The 19,316-nt window shown below is 59.1% G+C and carries 10 protein-coding genes; 9 read left to right on the top strand and 1 reads right to left on the bottom strand.

Going from position 1 to position 19,316, the window contains the following annotated elements; all coding sequences use genetic code 11:
* Window positions 1-398 precede the first annotated feature (398 nt).
* Both AC1DVM_RS06860 and AC1DVM_RS06855 read left to right on the top strand, forming a co-directional pair.
* Window positions 399-2,021 (top strand): HamA C-terminal domain-containing protein, encoded by a 1,623-nt coding sequence (locus AC1DVM_RS06860; RefSeq protein ID WP_477253120.1) that lies wholly within the window; start codon window positions 399-401, stop codon window positions 2,019-2,021.
* Entirely contained in the window at window positions 2,018-4,180 is a 2,163-nt protein-coding gene (locus AC1DVM_RS06855) for a DEAD/DEAH box helicase (RefSeq protein WP_477253118.1), read from the top strand. The genes AC1DVM_RS06860 and AC1DVM_RS06855 overlap by 4 nt, the downstream gene beginning before the upstream one ends.
* A gap of 304 nt (window positions 4,181-4,484) precedes the next feature.
* On the opposite strand, the gene AC1DVM_RS06850 is transcribed toward AC1DVM_RS06855, so the two are convergent.
* Window positions 4,485-4,901 (bottom strand): hypothetical protein, encoded by a 417-nt coding sequence (locus AC1DVM_RS06850; protein WP_477253117.1) that lies wholly within the window; start codon window positions 4,899-4,901, stop codon window positions 4,485-4,487.
* A gap of 1,127 nt (window positions 4,902-6,028) precedes the next feature.
* Here AC1DVM_RS06850 and AC1DVM_RS06845 point away from each other — a divergent pair.
* The 7 genes from AC1DVM_RS06845 (at window position 6,029) to AC1DVM_RS06815 (ending at window position 19,310) form a co-directional block, all read left to right on the top strand.
* A complete protein-coding gene (locus AC1DVM_RS06845) occupies window positions 6,029-6,838 on the top strand; it encodes an AfsR/SARP family transcriptional regulator (RefSeq protein ID WP_477253116.1) in 810 nt (269 codons plus the stop codon).
* Between the two features lie 657 nt (window positions 6,839-7,495).
* On the top strand, window positions 7,496-8,107 hold the full coding sequence (locus tag AC1DVM_RS06840; protein WP_477253114.1) for a DUF6008 family protein: 612 nt from the start codon (window positions 7,496-7,498) through the stop codon (window positions 8,105-8,107).
* 1,138 nt (window positions 8,108-9,245) lie between these two features.
* Window positions 9,246-10,235 carry a DUF1702 family protein gene (locus tag AC1DVM_RS06835; RefSeq protein ID WP_477253113.1) on the top strand — a complete coding sequence of 330 codons (990 nt, stop codon included), beginning with the start codon at window positions 9,246-9,248 and terminating at the stop codon, window positions 10,233-10,235.
* Entirely contained in the window at window positions 10,232-12,199 is a 1,968-nt protein-coding gene (locus AC1DVM_RS06830; protein ID WP_477253112.1) for a CRTAC1 family protein, read from the top strand. Before AC1DVM_RS06835 ends, AC1DVM_RS06830 begins: the two co-directional genes overlap by 4 nt.
* Window positions 12,196-13,197 carry a hypothetical protein gene (locus AC1DVM_RS06825; RefSeq protein WP_477253111.1) on the top strand — a complete coding sequence of 334 codons (1,002 nt, stop codon included), beginning with the start codon at window positions 12,196-12,198 and terminating at the stop codon, window positions 13,195-13,197. The genes AC1DVM_RS06830 and AC1DVM_RS06825 overlap by 4 nt, the downstream gene beginning before the upstream one ends.
* Before the next feature lie 12 nt (window positions 13,198-13,209).
* Window positions 13,210-18,780, top strand: a complete 5,571-nt coding sequence (locus AC1DVM_RS06820) for an SDR family NAD(P)-dependent oxidoreductase (protein WP_477253109.1) — start codon at window positions 13,210-13,212, stop codon at window positions 18,778-18,780.
* Window positions 18,777-19,310: an acyl-CoA thioesterase gene (locus AC1DVM_RS06815; protein WP_477253108.1), complete on the top strand. Its 534-nt coding sequence runs from the start codon at window positions 18,777-18,779 to the stop codon at window positions 19,308-19,310. Before AC1DVM_RS06820 ends, AC1DVM_RS06815 begins: the two co-directional genes overlap by 4 nt.
* Window positions 19,311-19,316 lie beyond the last annotated feature (6 nt).

Here is a 19,316-nt window from a genome sequence, read left to right as displayed (position 1 = left end):
TTCGGACGTTGACAACTGCGGAAAGAAATCCCGAAATCTGCCAGTCCGCAATATTGCTCTCCCCTGTCGAACTTGGGTGTCTCTCAATCTCGAGGGACATATTTCAGCCGCGGTCGCTACTGGCAAAAAAGCGCTATATGCCGATAAGGATCGAGCTAACAGCATCGATTGCCGCTAGCTCGGCCTATCTATAGCACCTTGCAAATGACCGTCTGCCATGGAGCGGCTTTGTGCGTGGCCCAATGCTCGGGAAGGTATCGGGCTGTCGCGCCTTGYGGGACAGCGTGGAATTTGCTCCTGTGATCTTCAGCCGGAACAGTCCGTGCTGCGGGAAAGGCCAGCTCTTCGCTTTGGTCATTGCCGTTACTTCATAGGCGGCAACAATTGTGTCTGCAAACTTGGAAACACTCATCGATCCGGACGAAGCCTCGGACGCCGGAGGGGTGGCCGGTCGCGTGGGATTTCGCTACCAGGATCATGTTGGTGCGGGCTTCGTTATCGATATGCTGCGAGACAGCACCTTGGCACAGGTGGAGTTCGAGACGGCCGATGACGTTACCCTTCGTTGGAGTATCGACGCGCGCCAAGCCAACGAATACGTTCAGGTAAAAACCACTGAAGCCGATGCCAAATGGTCGATAAAGGAGATCTCAACCCGCGATAAGGGGCGAGTGGGGTCTTCGCTTATCGAGAAATCGCTATCCCTCGACGTGAATGCAGGTCCAGCGTTGTTTAGGTTTGTCAGTCGGCGAGACGTCGGTGTCTCGTTGCGACCCTTCCTGGTTCACCGAGACAAGCGCAGGATAGTCCAGCCAAAGATCGACGCCGCGGTCAGGAGTATCGGTAAAAAATTCAAAACGGCGAGGTCGAAGAGTGGAAGGAGCACGACAGACTGGGCGAGCAACCTCTTCTGGGTTGTAGCCGGCAAGCAGTCCTCCATCGAGAACGATAACATCAATCGCATCATACAGCTGTCGGAGGGTTCAGGCGAAGTTCCGTCGTATTCCGTCGCGCGTGACATCTATGATCGGCTGATGACCTGGGTTCAGCAGGCTGGAGACGCTTCGAGGGTTTCGGATCCGGATGCAAAGGCTATCAGCCGAGAGGTCGGCATCGCGTGGTGGCGAGAACGGGTGAACGAAATCAGACGGTCGAACCGTCATAACGTACGGGTCTACCGGGTGTCGACAGAGGCCTTCTTCGCTGACCTGCACCGGGTGGACGATCTAGACATTCTGCGATCGCTCTGCGCGTACGACGTCGAGTTCGACGACGGCCAGTGGCGGAAGGCCGAGCTCATCGAATACCTGCTAGGGTGGCTACCGGAGATTTCGCTCCCCGCAAAGGTGTTGGCCGAGTTCGACCATTTGCAGGCGCGAGAGCTGACGCGCCGGGCAGCTGCCAGTATCGAGCAGAACCGCGCCATTGCCAATGACGCGGTTTTCGCCGAGTTGATGCTCCATGCGGTGTTGCGTCACTACTTTGACAGCGAGCCAATCGCCTGCAAGATCTACCATGGCTTAGGGCCCGCCCGCACCAGCACCAGTGCGCACATCGTCACTGAAGGCGGCGGCGATCAACTTTGGATAGGCAGGGCCCGCATCACCACGGCCGGATCCCATGGAGCGATAATCGACGCTGTCGTCGGCGAGATGGAGGGTGCGTTGCTCAGCAACCTTCTGCGTGAGGAGCGCACCCTCATAATGACACTGCGCGAACCACGCCATATGCGGGCGACTTCGTTGGACACAGTGTTGTCACCGAGGGGGAAGATCGAGGACCTTCGGCGCTGCCTGCATTTCCCCATCCTCGTTGCCTACGACAGCACAGTCATCGGCACCGGGTACTCGGAGGAATACCTCGTTGGTTTGCGCGAGGAGGTCCTCACGCAGTACGAGGACGTGAAGTCCAAACTGACGCCTGCCCTGGCGGAGGTGCAGGTTCACGTGTTCCTCATCCCGGTCGAAAATCCCTCGGAATTGGTTGTAGAGTTTGGAGAGCGCTTGAGGGGACGTCTATGATGCTATCTGAGGAGGATCTTCGAAAAACGCTCGCAGGCGAAACCTTCACCGACGCCGAGGGGGATGCGGTGGTCGCCACGATTGCTGCGTGGATCAATGACGTCGCCACCCATGATCAAGGCCGGGAATTCCTGATACGTCTCTTGGCGAAAAAGGTCCACATCCCGGAATACCACTACGAACTGATCGACGACCTTGTGAGAACCGCCGGGCTTCTTCCCTATGCCGGAAAGCCTCAGACCCTCGTGGACGCCGTGCTGCGGGAGGCGCACGCCGTTCCCCGCCTGAAAGGCGATTGGGTCTTTCATTCGCTGCAGCTTCAGGTGTTCCGGCTGCTCATGAATGGAAAGAACGTGGTCCTGAGCGCGACGACGAGCGTCGGCAAGAGCGTCATTGTAGACGCTGTCATTGCGTCGGGATGTTTCAGGAAAATAGTGGTGATTGTACCTACGATCGCATTGATCGACGAGGCTCGTCGTCGAATATCCGGGACGTTCGGTGACACTCACTCGATCATCACGCATCCGTCCCAACATACGGACGGTACCAAACCAACTGTGTATGTGCTGACACAGGAGCGGGTGCTGGCCCGGGACGACTTGGACGACGTCAATTTTTTCGTGGTCGACGAGTTCTACAAACTCGATCTCGATCGTGCTGACACCCGCGCCGTCGACTTGAACTTGGCGTTCCATCGGTTGGCAACTTCAGGAGCCCAGTTTTACCTGATCGGGYCGAACATCAGCGAAGTTCGCGGCATCGCCACCCGATACCAGCACATCTTCGTCCCGTCCAGGTTCTCGACCGTTGCTCTAGACATAGAGCACTTTCACCTCAGCCCGAACTCCGGCGAGCGCGAATTCAAGCTGCTACAACTCGTGGGGCAACTGGAAAACCCGACGTTGATCTACTGTCAATCGCCTGGGAAATGCGGCGAAGTCGCCAGAATCCTGATCGACTCGGAAGGCTTTCCGGAGGTTGCCGAGACTGAAGCGGCGGTCGACTGGCTGTTGCAGGAATTTCCGGCAGAGTGGGTGGTCATCGAGGCTCTGAGACGCGGTATCGGCATCCACCATGGCAATGTTCCCAGGGCGCTGCAACATTACATGGTTCGATGCTTCGAGGACGGCATCATTCGCTTCCTTATTTGCACCTCCACGATTATCGAGGGCGTGAACACGGTGGCAGAAAACGTCGTCGTCTACGACCGACGCCTGAATACCTCAACGATCGACTCTTTTACATTTCGCAACATAGCTGGAAGGGCCGGCAGGATGGGCCAGTGGTTCGTCGGTAAGGTTTTCGTGCTGGAGGCACCCATTGAGGATGAGGAGACGACAGTAAAACTGCCGATCGAGGAGCAGGACGAGAACACGCCTATGTCCTTGCTGCTGGATCTGCCCGACAACGACCTAAGCGAGGCTTCCCTGGCCCGGATCGAGGCCGCGGTCGAGGACTCTTCGCTTACGCTGGAGACACTCCGCGCCAACCGTCACATCTCGGTAGACGCCCAGCGAGCTATCGCCGACAGTATCCGAGACGATCTCGTTTATCGTGAGACCCTGAACTGGCACGGGATGCCGAACGGCAAAGAGCTCGCGGCCGCTTGTGAACTCATCTACGATTTCATTGATGAGGGTAGATCGTTGAAGGCTTACCAGATCTTCAATGGAGCCCAATTGGCGGCGCGCCTGTCCAATCTTGGTGGATCGACGCTCAAGGAATTCATCGCCGAACGCGTCAGCCGTCGTCGAGAAGAGCAGAGTGTCAGCGAAGCTGTCGACAGTGCTCTTAGATTTCTGCGATCCTACGTCGTGTACACTTTCCCTCGCCAGCTGAACGCAATCAACGCAGTGTACAGAGACGTTGGGAGGCGATCGGGTTTTGCGGTAACGGCTGATTACTCCCTGTATGCCGCAAAAGCAGAAAACTTGTTCTTCGAAAGCGGTCTTTTCGCGTTAGACGAATACGGCGTGCCGCCGCAGACTGCATACCGCCTCGGCCGTCGCCACCCGGGGATAGACAGTCTCGATAAGGCGCTTAATCTGATTTCGACACTGATTTTAGATGGTGAGGCCCTACACCCCTTCGAATTTAATCTCCTAGAGGAACTACAGGCGTCCATGCCCCAAAAGGTCGATAATAAGCTAAGTTCTTGAAAGCGGCAGGTTTTCGGCCTTACACTTCCGCAACAACCGAGGGCCTCCACTCGTAGTGGACTCCCCGCTCTCGCTGCCACCGGCTAGGCGTTGGCATCTGATTTTGGGTGTCTGCTTTCTCGCGTGTGGGACCAGCAGCAGTCGGTCCGCTCCCGGCCCAATAGCCGCTGGACAGGAACGCGCCCCATTTTTGCAGTTAGGGTGTTCGCCTCCGGGTCCGGAGAGCGGCCGGATCCGGTAAGGATGACGCGGGCCAGACGCCCGACGGACTGTTGAAAGAGACTCCCTTCGTCGGTGTGGCCTTTCAACCGACGCCGGGCTCTGACAGCCACGCCTTGGCGCCCCGTTTCGAGCCGCGTTCGCGCCACGCACGAAACGGCCTCACGACCCGCAGGTCCAGAAGCGCCACGGCAGTCGTGGCCACGACGGCTATGCACAGCATCCACTTGGAGACCGGCTCCATAGCGCCCTCGATCTGTAACGAGTGGATCACGGTCGCCACAACGACGATCGCCGCCAGACCGTTGTTGATCAGCCGCCAGTCCGAATGGCGTAGCCCCAGCCTGCGACGGAAGAGCACCAGCGCCGCCGTTGCCAGGACACCCCACATTGCCGTGACGCCGTAGACCGAGAACGGGGTCGGCGAGATGAGCAGGAGTGCATCGATCGTGTCAGGTGGGCTAGCTAGGTAACGCCCGCACACATGGAGAACCACTGCCACAACGATTGTGCGCCGAGCCAGCGGTGCCAGCGCCGTCCGGCCGGCCCTTCCTATCTGGCGAAGTAGCCCGCGGGCAGGAGTGGTTGGAGAAAGAGAAGCGACAGGACGACGATGCCGGCGAACCCGCCCATGATGTACGGTATGTTGCGGGACGCGAGGTACGGGCTGGAGGCGCGATCGCTACTGGCACGATCATGACCGCGGCCGCGCTGGCCCAGGCGAGAACAGCGGAGACCCGGCGCCTGTCAATTGATTTCATGAGGGTTTAGCCGGCGATCAGGCAGAGGCGAGCGCGAAGTCGGCGGACACTGAGTTGTCCCGCGCGCTCGGCATGACGGGACGCCGGAAGACCGTCTCGAACTGGCCTGCATGCGTCGCCACGACACCGAACCAGAGGCGACCGGGTAATGAAATGCTATTCCCGTTATCGAACCCTGTGTTTTGGGGTATGTGCTATCCGGAAGTAGTTCTTTCCACTATCGCCTTCAAACGCCCGCGTAGCCGACCGATCTCGCGTTAAGTTCGTGGGGATTCACGAGGGCTGACTACTAAGTTCGGGAGCTGACTTGCCGCGCTTGCGGCCCTGTGTCGAGGTCAGTTTGGCGTCCGCGGTGGCGGGCTCGGGATGCCCCCGTCGTCGCTGGTGTTGATAATTGCGGACGTCAAGCGCCGCTCTAATTCGGCAACACGAGTTTCTAGATGACGAGAGTATTCTTGGGCCTCTTCCCACGGGCTACAGTCCAGGGCCTCGCTGAACATTTCAAATGTTCTCCACGCCGTCTTGAGAGCTACTTTGAGCCTGAGAAGCATCTTCTCCTCCTCTTTGCAACTTGGCTAGCTCGCCGGAGGCTCTACGAAAGACATTGCCATGTGATCGCCTGTTCACAGTTCGTGCGCAGTTCAATTACAACCTGTCAAACACGGAAAAATCACGGAGCTATCTGACTACTATAGCGGCTCTCCGGCACGTTACTACTCATTGTGGCGCACCTCCCATGTCATCAATGAGCCGAGTCTGCCGTGATCTATTGACTGTTTCATAAAGTTGACGTCTTACTCAAAGTGAGTTTCGCTTGGTTAGTTTTGAATAGCGTCGGCTGACACGGTGTGCTGCATGGGGGCTTACCATGCTCAATGTTGCTTTGCTGGGTGGGTCGCAATTTTTTGTCGACGGCGCAGCGGTAAGATTGGACTTTGGTCCGGCGGGACGCCTTCTCGCTTGCTACCTGTTTGAATTCACGGGCCGAGCGCACCGCCGCGAGCAACTCGCCGACCTCTTCTGGGGTGAACTGGAGCCCGAGAAGGCTCGTTTGGCATTTAATACTGCTATTTGGCGTATTCGCAAGATGCTCGACCTCGGGATCAAAGGGGGAGCTCACAGCCTAGTCACTCTGGGCAACAGCGTTCTCCTCGAGCCTTCCAGCTTTATCCAAGTGGACACCCATGTACTACAAAGCGCGTCCAGGCGAACAAAGTACCACCTTCAAGTTTCCGACCTGACGGAAATCGATGAAGAGGAGATCGGTGCCGCAGTTGAGGGCTATGTAGGCCCCTTTTTGGCCGGGGACGAAGGTGACTGGGTCCTGCAGGAGCGCGAGCGCCTTCACTGCCTGTTTGTCAGGAGTTCCCTTGAGCTGATGCGCGCGGCAGCGCGGCGAGGTCAACACGAACGCGCTCTCGATCATGGTCGAAGGATACTAGCAACGGATCCATTCCGGGAGAGCGTTCAGCGCGATGTTATGCTTCTGCTGATCCTCAATGGGCAAAGAGCGGATGCAGTCCACGCTTATCAACATCTGAAGAGTGTTTTGAGGTCCGACCTCGGTATCGATCCCATGCCGGACACTAAGCTCCTTCACGAACAAATACTCTCGGGTGAGATATTTGATCGCCTAAACAGCTACAAATCCATACATTTCGGAATGCAGCCTAGCTAGATTATCGGTGCGAGAGCAACTGAATTGCTCACCAACCTCCAAAAGCAAGATAGCGATCTGAGCGCGCGGGAAGTCCGCCGCAATGCTCTGGGTGACTTTCTCAAGCAACCCGGCAAACGTGAACTTGGGTACGAACTCTCTCCATGAATAAATAGAGCCGGCCTTCTTCCGTGTAAGTCTCAATGACGTCGACGTGGAAGTAGTGGATCGGATTGACGTTGAACTCGCTGTCTCCGGCTGCCTTGAGCGACACATTGACTCATGCCGCTGTATCCGCGTTGAAGCGAAGAGCGGGTGCGATGAGGAATGATGGGCTGCAGCGCTTAGAAACGATCGTCCACTAGGAGGAGTTTGTGGCGCCGGAAAGCCACGATGACCGCCTCCTATTCCAGCATTAGAGCTTTTTCGCTTAGGTGGGTCCGACCAAACGGCCGATCCGAAACGGAGCGCACCGAGATTCTACCGTGACCTGCGGAGCAGCTCCGTACTGTAATATCCCGACCTGTACGAGATATGAGCCACAAGTTCTACATACCGATCAACTGAGTACTGGAGATGGCTGGTATGGTGTCGAACCCGAGGATATCAACTCACTGGCCAATCCGTTCGCGACTGTCGGGGCGCACGGTGTGTTCCCCATTCGACCGGGATATCACGGTGCCCGTGCCGGACGTGATGATGCTTCGTGAGCATGACCATCACACAACGCTGAACTTACGGATGGCCTTGGTAATTGTTGCCGCGCTCGGCCTCTTGTTTCAGGTCGGTCACTTCGCGGAGCACGCGTTCCAGTTTGCGGTGTGGATCCTCGGAGACCTATCCAACATCTGCGGCCGGGACACCCCTTGGATGTCCCCGTGGGCGACCGAGCTCGTGCGCCAAATCGGCGTCCTGCTATTTCCTACGGCGGACGCATCGCGGCGCATGATGCTTGGCATGGAGGTGTTGCACCTCATCGGCAACAGCATCTTCCTAGCAAGCCTCGCCTGCCTGTACTTCTGCGTGCCCTCCAAGTGGATTCGCTGGGCCTTCTACATCGAGGCTTTCCACCTCTATGAGCACATCATGCTCACAGCGACTGCATATTTTGTCGGCAAGCCGATCGGCATGAGCACGCTGTTCGGCGGCGTGAGCGTCATCGGCGACCGCGAGTTTGCGGTGGGATGCCGAGTCACGTGGCATTTCGCCATGAATCTGCTGCCGGTGCCGTTTGCCATGACCGGACTCATGGAATACTGGCGTCAGAAGGCCGTCACGGCGGATGTGTAGTCGCTCTACAACCTTTCTGTCACCGCATACGTGCACACGCGAATGTCCGTTTAAGCCGCCGAATCAACCCGCGACCGCAGCAGGGTGTCACGGGGCTCCAAGACTGGATGGCGGAGCGCACCAAACCGAGCCGTGGCCGCGGTGCTGGTCCCCTAGACCCGGCGCATTAGGTTGATCGCCGCTGACGCCGCCTTAAAGTGGGTGGCGACTTGCAGGATCGAGCTCTTGTTCCCAACAGCGCGTACGATCCGATCGCGCAGGTTTTGAGACAGCTGCACAGGGAGGAGCATTTACAGCAATTCTCTCCACATCACGGAACCACAAGACCCGATCCCGACTGAAAGCCGCTCAAGGACAGTGGAGCGAGCCTACTTGGGCGCAATGAGTGCGTCGATGATGGTCGAGCTCTTACGCCATTTCTGCGCGGTGGCGGGCTGATGCCTAGCCAAGGACGCATTCTCCACGAGCCTGAATTACGAACTGGATGGAGCGTGTGGCGCTGGCGCGGAGAAGCTGACCCAAAGCGTGCCCCTTCGAGCGAGAGAGAGAGAGAGAGAGAGAGAGAGAGAGAGCGTAGGGCACACCATGAGTGAGCATTTTTAGGATATCGCTCCAAATTCTCACGTAGCCCTAGGATAGCAAGCTCCGACAAATGCAGTAACATTTGAGCGCTATCCAATCAGCTCTGTATCCCCGTGATCCCTCCGTAATCAGTTGGCGTACTCCCCCGACATTCAACCGACACAGTCCTGCGATTTTACCGCGCTCAGTGCCGCCTACGCTACGCTTTGCTGCCACGGACCAATCACATGGACCAATTCCATCGGGAAGACTCGCAGGGGTTTTTGCTCCGGTTCTGGTACGAACCGAGCCAAGTAGTGTCGAGTCATTGGCGTGGGACGATCTGGCACCAGCAAGACCCCGAACGCGCCCATCGACCAGTGGACGGACCTGAAGAGGCGTTCGAAATTGTGCGCCGCGCGCTCACCGATGCTGCCCCGTCCGAATCATCAAGTCAGTCTTTCGTTGCCGATCTCGACCAGAGCGGAAATTCTCACGCTCCGTCACCCTCTCTAGCGCGTACCTTTTGGGCAGGCATCATGCGATTCTTTCAGCGCATCCTCAGTAGGAGGAGCCGATGAGCGGCAGAGCTGTGAGTTCCGAACATGTTACGTTGGTTTCTCGGAGCGCCATTTTTAGCATTTGTCACCTACTCGCGCTGTCGCCGACGGCGGCAAGCTTCGAAGTTAGAGGTTTCACCCCATGTGATCCAATCCGCCGGCAAGCATTCGAGACGATCGGAAAGACTTTCATCGCCGGCTACAACGCTGCACTCCAAGCAGAAGATTCCTCTGACCTTATATCCTATGTAGATAACGTCCGAAGCGACCTTCGCGGCTTTGCCGCTGAAGGCGCTGCCATGGGAACAGCCATTGCGGACGCGCTGCCATTTCGGCAGGCGCGCCTCCCGCAGCTTATCAGTTTATTCGAGAGCCGCTTCACCTATCTGGTGCATGTCGGTGCCGGCTGGGCGCTCGCGCGAGTGCCTTGGCGCCGACATCAAATTCTAGCAACGTTAGACCCGATCCATCGCTGGCTCGCTCTCGACGGCCTCGGATTTCACGATTGTTACTTTAATCACCTAACGCTACTTGCTGGCTGGCGACGCGAACGGTTTGGATACGCCGCTAGGTGTTACGAACAAGGGGTCGGGAGAGCGCTATGGTTCGTCTGCGGTGGCTCAGTTCATCAGGCTCAAGCGGCAATCCGCAAGCTAGCGCCTGAACACTGGATCGATCTCTGGTCCGGTCTAGGCCTTGCCATGGCCTATGCCGGCCAGTCGAATGAGAGCGACTTCGCACGCGCGCTCGAATTCGCCGGCACTGAGCGCTCGTGTTTCGCGCAAGGAATCGCCTTTGCTTGCGCGGCTCGCGCCCGAGCTGGTCACGTTCCCCTGCATACCCAGATGGCCGCGCGCGCGATCGGCTTCGATGCACATACTCTCGCGAATCTCGTTTGCGAAATGCGTGAGGAGCTCCCAGAGTCAGAGCGTGATCAGCCCCGATATGAAATCTGGCGGCGCTCCGTCTCAAGTGCCGTATCGCGCAGGATGGAGGAGCACCCATGAGCGCCCTGATCCGTCGCCACGCGGCGAAGATTGTGGCTTCCTCGGTTGTATTTGCGCTCTATATGCTTGCGAGGCCGCCCCAGATCTCGGCTGAAGATAAAAGCGCTCTCGCTGCGCCCATACAGTTCATATCAACCTACCTGGAGCCTGCCGAGAACGGGCTGCCGAAACGCAACATCCGATCGGTCAATCCGTCGGTCCGACGTATCAATGCGTGGATCTCATCTGTGGGTGCGAGCATTGCCTTGGCGGACATCGCAGAATCAGGCCGGCCGGCGGACATCTGCCTCGTCGACCCCCGCAACGATAGCGTCTCCATCATGTCAGCGCCAGGAACCGGCGATCGCTACCGTACGTTTGCCTTGCCGGTTCCCTCCGATGGATACGATCGGCGCACGATCGCGCCTATGGGGTGTCTCCCCGCCGACGTAAACGAAGATGGGTGGATGGATCTGGTGGTTTACTACTGGGGCCGCACACCGGTCGCATTTATGCGAAACGAGGAACCCGAGCTCTCGCCTTCCGCTTTCACGCCCTTTGAGATCATCGCCGAGCGTGAGATCTGGAACACGAACGCCGCCATTTTGGCTGATGTTGACGGGGACGGTCACCCGGACCTTATCTTCGGCAACTACTTCCGAGTTGGCGACCGCGTCCTCGATCCCAGAGCGACTGATAGCATTGAGATGCAGCACTCGATGTCGCGTGCGGAGAACGGTGGTCGAAACCGGCTTCTGCTCTGGCAAGGCGCTACCAGTACATCAATCTCCTATCTCGATGCGAGCAGTGCCTTCACACCAGAGATGGCGAATGGGTGGACACTGGCGCTGGCCGCTCGCGATCTTGATGACGAGTTCATTAAAAGCGCAGGCGAAGACCTTCAGAAATTTCGGTACTTGCCCGAAATCTACGTTGCGAATGACTTCGGCTCGGATCGGTTACTCCTCAATCGATCGCTGCCGGGGAACCCTCGCTTCGTGAGCGTGGAGGGGAAACGCAATCTAACGACCCCGCGCTCGAAGGTGCTCGGCCGCGATTCCTTCAAGGGAATGGGAGTCGATTTCGGGGACGTCACTGGAGATGGTCGGCCTGCGATTGCGGTCAGCAACATTTCTTCACCATACGCCCTTCTCGAAAGCCACTTTCTGTTCGTGCATACGGGAGACTACGGCGCGTGGGCCCGGGGCGAGGCGCCTTACCGCGACGAGAGCGGCCCGCGTGGTACCTGGATGAGCGGCTGGGCGTGGGATATCAAATTCGCTGACCTCCTCAACAGGGGGGAACCTGCGATCCTCCAAGCGGTCGGGTTCATTAAAGGCGAGCGAAGCCGGTGGCCTGAGCTTCAGGAGCTCGCGATGGGCAACGACGAGCTCCTCCGATACCCGAACGCCTGGCCGCGCTTCTCGGCCGGTGACGAACTATCGGGCCGTGACCACGACCGTCTCTTCATACCGACGTCGCGAGGCCAGTACTATGACGTCTGGTCTTCTCTCGGGCTCGACACAGACACGATTTCGCGCGGGATTGCTACTGCAGACGTGTTCGGCGACGGTCGGCTCTCTGTTGCCATCGCGCGCCAGTGGAGCGCGTCTCTATTCCTTCGGAACGTCTCGGCAGATGTTGGACGTGCGATCGTCGTAGATCTGCGCGTTCCGGGTGCTGTCGCAGGCACACGCGCGGCGATCGGGGCAGAGGCTCGCGTAGTCCTGCCGAACGGCCGTACCGTCACATCCATGATCGATGGAGGCTCCGGACACGGAGGCAAGCGCGCTCCCGAGATCCACCTGGGCCTCGGGCCCGTCCCAGCCCACCGAACCTTCGATGTCGAGTTCAGATGGCGGGACGGCGCGGGGGGGCACATTCAGACCATCGCTCTCACTCCGGGGCGGCATCACATCGTCCTCGGCGCTCGTGATTTCTCTGAGCTTACCCCGCGCGACGCCCCAGCCGATTGGAGGCGATGATGGCGATCAATTTAACCAATGCTCAAGCACCGCAATCAGTAGGTAGGCACCGAGCCGTGGCCGAGCGGTGGTACTCCGAAAAGCGGCTCGGAGGCCTGTCTCGCTTTGCGTTCGCGATCACTCTCCTCAATGTGCTCGGGCACGCCTTTCTGGGTTTCGAGCAATCCTGGCTGACGCCGTTCGTCGCAGTGGGCGCCTCTTATTTGACCGATCTTTTAGGCGAAAGCATCGAAGCTAGTTGCGCGGAGAGAACCGCGCGTTACAGAGGCGGGTTTCTCAGTCTCGTAAAGTTCCTGCTGCCCGCTCACATAAGCGGGGTCGCCATCGGCATGCTGCTTTACACGGCTCACAACTTGGCTGCTGTCGCCTTCGCCGCTTCAGTCGCGATGGCTTCCAAGTACCTGTTTCGGGTCACCATGACTCTCGGGAAGGACGGTCGGCCTGTCCTTCGGCACGTGCTCAATCCGTCCAACTTTGGAATCACAGTAACGCTTCTCCTCTTCCCCACCGTTGGGATAGCACCTCCCTACCAGTTCACAGAGAATACATCTGGCATTGTGGATTGGCTCCTTCCGCTCGTGGTCATCGGGACGGGAAGTTATCTCAATACTAAGGCGACCGGACGAATTCCGCTCATCCTGGCGTGGGCTGCTGCTTTTGTGGCCCAGGCTGCCGCGCGGGCAACGGTCCACGATGCCCCGATCGCGGCTGGTCTGATGCCAATGACAGGTTTCTCATTTATCCTCTTCACTTTCTACATGATCACGGACCCGGCAACGACGCCGGCCAAGACGCGGAACCAGATCGCTTTCGCGGCCGCCGTTGCGGCTGGTTATGCGCTCTTCATGGAGCTGCACATCGTATTCGGACTCTTTTATGCGCTGACGATCGTGACTGCGGGCAGGGGTGCTTGGATCGCGATCTGCGATGCAAGGCGTGCTTGGCAGTCCAGAGCTGGGATAGCCGAGCCGGCCGTCGCTCTTCGCGCTGCGGAGTGATAGGAGGTGCCAATGCAGCCGAACATGGCTCTTCTATCGCTGGCATGTCGGTTCCCGGATGCGGATTCTTCCGCAGAGTTGTGGGCTAATGTTCTCGAAGGACGGAGGTCTTTCCGTGAATTACCACCTGAGCGGCTCGACTTAACACAGTACCGTGCCAATGTTCTCGGTGAGTCGGACTCGATATCGCCGATTCGCGCGGGCCTCCTGACTAACTGGAGCTTCAATCGAGCACGGTACAAGATCCCGAAGGTGACGTTCGAATCCACTGATTTGACGCACTGGCTAGCGCTAGAGCTTGCGGCAGAGGCGATCAATTCGATCGGCGGCGTGGAGCGACTTAACCGTGCACGGACGGCTGTCGTTGTCGCCAACACGCTCACTGGTGAGTTCAGCCGCGCGTCCCTGCTTCGCCTTCGTGCGCCCTTTCTCGACGACCTGCTGGCGCGAGCAGCCGAGAGCGAGGGGCTCACGCCGGATGCAAGTAAGTGTCTACGTCGCAGCTTCACTTTGGAGCTGCGACGCCACTTCCCAGATCCGAACGAGGATAGTCTGGCGGGCGGCCTCGCCAACACCATCGCCGGACGAATCGCCAACCATTTCGACCTGAACGGCGGTGCCTACACTGTTGATGCTGCCTGTGCCTCTTCGCTCGTTGCTGTAGCCGATGCGGCCACCCTGCTCGCTACTGACCAAGTCGACGCCGTGGTTGTGGGAGCGGTCGACCTTAGTATCGATCCGTTCGAACTTGTTGGGTTCTCCCGCAATGGCGCTTTGGCCACGGACGAGATGCGAGTGTTTGACGCTCGCTCAAACGGATTCTGGCCGGGCGAGGGCGGCGCCTTCGCAGTGCTGATGCGGGACGATGATGCCCGGCGCGCCGAACTACCGCGGGTTGCTATCGTCCGCGGTTGGGGGTTGTCGACCGACGGCGCAGGCGGGCTGACGAGGCCGTCGAGCACGGGCCAGCTCACTGCCTATCGACGGGCCTATGAAGGAGCGCGGGTCGATCCAACCGACCTGGCGTTTGTTGAAGCCCATGGTACTGGAACAGCCGTGGGGGATCCAATCGAGATTCGCGCTCTCGCGACTTTGCGCGATGGTGCTAAGTGTTCACTCCCAGTAGGCTCAATAAAGGCCAACATCGGCCACACGAAGGCAGCAGCTGGTTTTGCCGGGCTCATCAAGGCGGTCGAGTCATTGAGACGCGGGATTGTTCCCCCTCACGTTGGCTGTAGCATGCCCCATCAGGTGTTTGCAGAGGTGGACCACCGTCTCCGCCCACCCGTGGTCCCAGAGCGTTTGAAAAGCAAAACACCCCTCGCTGGTGTGTCTAGCTTCGGATTCGGCGGCGTCAACGCTCACATCGTGCTTGAGCGGGCGGGAGCGAGAACGCCGCTCAGAGTAACGTCTCGTACCCCGAAGGCTCACGATGCTGAACTTTTCCTCTTTGCGGGCGCTACCGCAGACGAGGTGCTACGCCAGGTTGAGACACTTGAGCATCGTGCGCTCTCTCTGTCGATGTCGGAGCTCACAGATGCGGCCGCTGACGTGGCCCGGAAATCGGGGCGCGGTCCGATTCGGGTCGCTGTTGTCGCGCCGCACGGAGGTAAGCTCATCGATTGCCTTGCACGCGCGAAGTCGGCCGTATCAGCAGGCGAGCACGTCAGCGCTATGGAGGCCGGGATTTTTGTTGGACAGGCCACAAGAGTTCCCCGCATCGGGTTCGTGTTTCCTGGCCAGGCTGCGCCGTCAAGGCCCGGCGGAGGGTTGTGGTCCCGCTGCTTCTCGAAGGCCACCGAGTTGACTCGGTCGCTCCCGTTCTATGCAGATACTGATAGCGTCGCGACCGAGATTGCGCAGCCCGCCATCATGGCTGCGAGTCTCACAGGCCTAACGGTTTTGGGGCAACTCGGTGTTCGAGCTGTGGTTGGCGTGGGTCACAGCCTCGGCGAGATCGCAGCACTCGCCTGGGGTGGTGCACTGACCGCGGACGACGCGCTTGAGTTCGCGCGGATGCGCGGAGAGATCATGGCACGTGAGGCTCGAGCCGGTGGCGCGATGCTACGAGTCGCCCTGTCTGCCGTTGAGGCAGAGCCGATCGCCAGCGCCGCCGGCGCAGTGATCGCATGCGAGAATGGTCCTACCGAGACGGTGTTCGCAGGGCGGCGCGCAGCCATTGAGGGCATAGCAGCGCTGTTGGAGAGCCGGCGGATCGAGACGACGCGGATGTCCGTGTCCCACGCTTTCCACAGCCCCGATATGGCTGCTGCAGTTCCGGCGCTGCGAACTCTCCTGTCCGATATTGCCTGGAGACCATGCACAGGGACGATCGTGTCAACCGTAACTGGCTCGGTCATCGAGGGGCAAAACGCCCTGTCTGAACTGCTCGCAAGACAGATCACTGTGCGGGTCCTCTTTGATGCAGCAATGGAAGAGGCGATGCGGCGCGCAGACCTTTTTGTAGAAGTAGGTCCCGGTCACGGATTGACGCGGCTCGTTCGAGGACGCGGTGCTGCGGCGCTTTCTATCGACGCATTCGGATCCTCGCTTGCACCGCTGCTCTCGACGCTGGGTGAGCTGCACGTTCGTGGCTGCGACCTGCAGATTGAAGATCTTTTCGCCGATAGGCCAGTCCGTCCATTTGAACTTTCAAAGCCGGCATTTATTGAGAGCCCGTGCGGGCGGCGCTCCCCGTCTCCCGCTGTTGTGGAGGTCGCACTGCCGCCCCCCCACAAAGCGCACGAACCGATTGTGGTGCCGACTGACGATCGTCTCGCCACCATACTGGCCGTCGTTGCCGCTCAGACCGGACTGCCGGAGGGAAGTTTCGGGCCGGACGATCGCTTCCTCGATACTCTGCATCTGAACTCGCTCTCCGTCACAAGGATCGTGGCTGTCGCCGCCCGATCGCTGGGGGTCCGCGGACCATCAGCGCCAACCGAATTCGCGAACGCCACGCCTCGCATTCTGTTGGACGCGCTGCAAGAACTCGGAGAACTTGATGACGAAGGGTCCCATTCAGCCCGCGTCGCCGGGGTCAGGCCGTGGGTTGCAACCTACGCGGTGCGCTGGATCCCCGCTGCGCCCTGGCCGGCGCAGATCGACCCGATCGAATGGTCAACCGTGACTATTGGAGGCCCAGGGGAGGAAGTTGCTTCGTGTACAGGACAGTCCGGACGGCTCATCCGGCTTTCGGCGCCATTCACCCGTCCCGTTGCTGAAGCGCTAATCACGATTGCCGCCGAAGCTGCGCGTAACGGCGTCCCCCATTTCATGATCGTACATAACGATGCACCAGTTTCGGGGTTTGCGCGTTCGTTAGCGCGCGAAGGCTCGTTCCGCACTGTTCGTGTAGTGGGAGGCGTTCGTGAGAGTACGGCTCTTACCGACCTCGCGCTGGTGCTAGATCGGAACGTGGGTCGTTACTCGGAAAGTCGCCTCGGTCTCGGCGGTGCTCTGGAAACTCCGGTATTCGCGCCCACGCATCCGGCTCATGATCCAATTGCGGCAATCACGGCCGACGATGTCGCGGTCGTAGTCGGCGGTGGGCGAGGAATTGTCGCAGAATGCGCCTTGCGGCTTGGGCGGAGCGGGGCAACATTGATCCTTGTCGGACGCAGCCCGCCCGACACGCCTGCGGTAGCTGAGACTTTGGCGCGGGCATCAAAGGCCGGCACACGATGCATGTATGTATGTGTCGATGCTTCCGATGGACCACGGCTGACTGCGGCGCTAGCTCCCTCGATAGATGTCTTTGGCCCGCCGACGCTGCTCGTCCATGCCGCGGCGGTGAATGAGCCGATGCTCATATCGGCAGTTGATTCACATACAGCACTCCGCAGCCTCGTGCCAAAGATGGACGCCTTTGCGAACGCTATCGCATCCTGTGGGCCGGCGCTACGCAGAATCATTACTTTTGGTTCGCTTATCGGTCGCATCGGGCTTGAAGGCGAGGCGCATTACGCGCTTGCGAACGCCGCACAGAGCGCGGCGACCGAGGCATGGGCCCGCGCCAAATCGGGACGCTCAGCGCTTGCGCTTGAGTGGTCGGTATGGGGCGGTCTCGGCATGGGTGAGCGATTGGGAACCATAGAACGCCTTGCCTCATCCGGTGTTGATGCGATTTCAGTAGACGATGCCCTCGATGCATTCGACCGACTCGTTCAGTGTTGTGCATGCGGCACCGTCACGGTTACAAGCCGATTCGGGCCTCCGCCCGACCTCGATCTTGGAAAGCCCGAGCTTCCCTCGCTCCGTTTTCTTGATCGGCCGCTAGTCCATTTTCCGAACAAGGAGATCGTCCTAGAGACCACTCTTTCCCGCGGCCGTGATCGCTATTTGGACGATCATATCGTCAACGGGAGTCGCATCTTTCCGGGCGTTATGGCACTCGAAGCCATGGCACAGGCGGTCTCCTGCCTTTCCGTTTTCGGCGCTGTCACGGTATTGGAGGACGTAGTCTTCGAGCGGGTCGTCAGTCTCGATACTACAGGTGTAACGCAACTCCGCATCGCCTGTCTGCTATCAGAATCTGGAGTTGACGCGGCAATCTTTGCCTGCGACGACGGATTTGCCGTGCCGGCCATTCGCGCTCGGTTCGCACCATCCAATCGCGTCGAGATCGCATCGGAGTTGCACCAGCCCTTACAGGCCCAGGTTTCCAGCTTCCAAGCGGACCGCCTCTACGGACCGTTGCTCTTCAACGCTGGCAGTTTCAGCCGCCTCGACCATTTTGCGGTCGCGACTTCGCGTCAGGTTATCGCTAGTCTTTCTTCAAGGACCAATTCACGATGGTTCGGCTCGTATGAGCCATCGAAGCTCCTGCTGTGGGACCCCGGGGCCACAGATGCCTGCCTGCACGCATTGCAGGTCACGGTGCCGCATCGACGGGTGTTACCCGTCTCAGTCACACGAATTGAGGTTGTCGCGGGCGGAAAACCAGCCCATGTCCGCGCTGTCGAGCGTGAAGCACGGGACGGCAACTACGTCTTCGACATTACTGTCGACGATGCCGAGGGCCGGTGCGTCCAGCGCTGGCATCGCGCGACATTTCGGGCTGTTGGCGATGTCGACGCCATGGCAGCGCTTTCCTGTGAGCCGGCGCTCGCAGTGCCATATCTGGAGAGAGCGGCGCGGGAGGCGTTTAATGATGACAGCATCGCTGTTGCGCTCGTCAGGGACCGACAGAGTGCGCGTGAAACGCGGCGCCGCACTGCATTGGCGCTACTGGATCTCGAAAGTAGTGTCGATCGGCGCGTCGACGGAGCTCCGGTCAAAGGCGACGGTACTGGGTCGATTTCGATCTCTCATTGTGAGGGAATTACGCTAGCGGTAGCTGCGAAGGGCCGCATTGGCTGCGATATCGTGGCATCGGACGGGGGTGCTTTTGGTCGCCGCCTCGGGGCGCTCGAGGCATGCCGGAAGCTCGGGCGACGTGTGGTTTTCGACGCAACCGGCGACCTTCCCTGCGGCAGGGCGGTGCACATCGACGGCATCACTTTGCTCACCCTCGATCTGCCGGACAGCTCCGGTATGCTGACCGTCGCTCTCAGCGGCCTTGCCAATGGAGGAACGCTATGAACCAGCAGGTGATTCTACGCTGGACGGAACATATGGACCAACCCGCCTTCATATACCGGCACGTCGTTTCCTTTGAAGAAACCAATGTAGTCGGCAACGTTTACTATGTGCGTCATGTGGCCTGGCAGGGGCGGTGCCGGGAGATGTTTCTAAAGGAGCATGCGCCGGAAGTTATTGACCAAATCGCAAGAGATCTCCGGCTAGTCACCCTAAGATTGTCCTGTGCTTACTTCGAGGAACTCCACGCCTTCGACGAGATCGATATCAGTATGCGCTTGGCTCACTTGCACGCTCATCGGATCGGCCTCGATTTTGAATACGCTCGTCCAGCCCATCGAGGACGCGCTGAAGTTGCCCGCGGCTTTCAAGAGATTGGCTGTATGCGAGCAACGTCCGAGGGACTTGTGCCATACGCATTACCCGAAGGTCTCCTCAACGCCCTCAAGGGTTTTCGCGGCAACAGTCCGTGCCAATCTTCTCACTCTTATGCGAGTGAGACCGTGTTAGAGGTGCCCGAGAATCGGGTTTAGCAGAAG

Source organism: Microvirga sp. P4_A5 (genome assembly GCF_056402495.1).
This window is presented reverse-complemented; position numbering and strand designations above follow the sequence as displayed.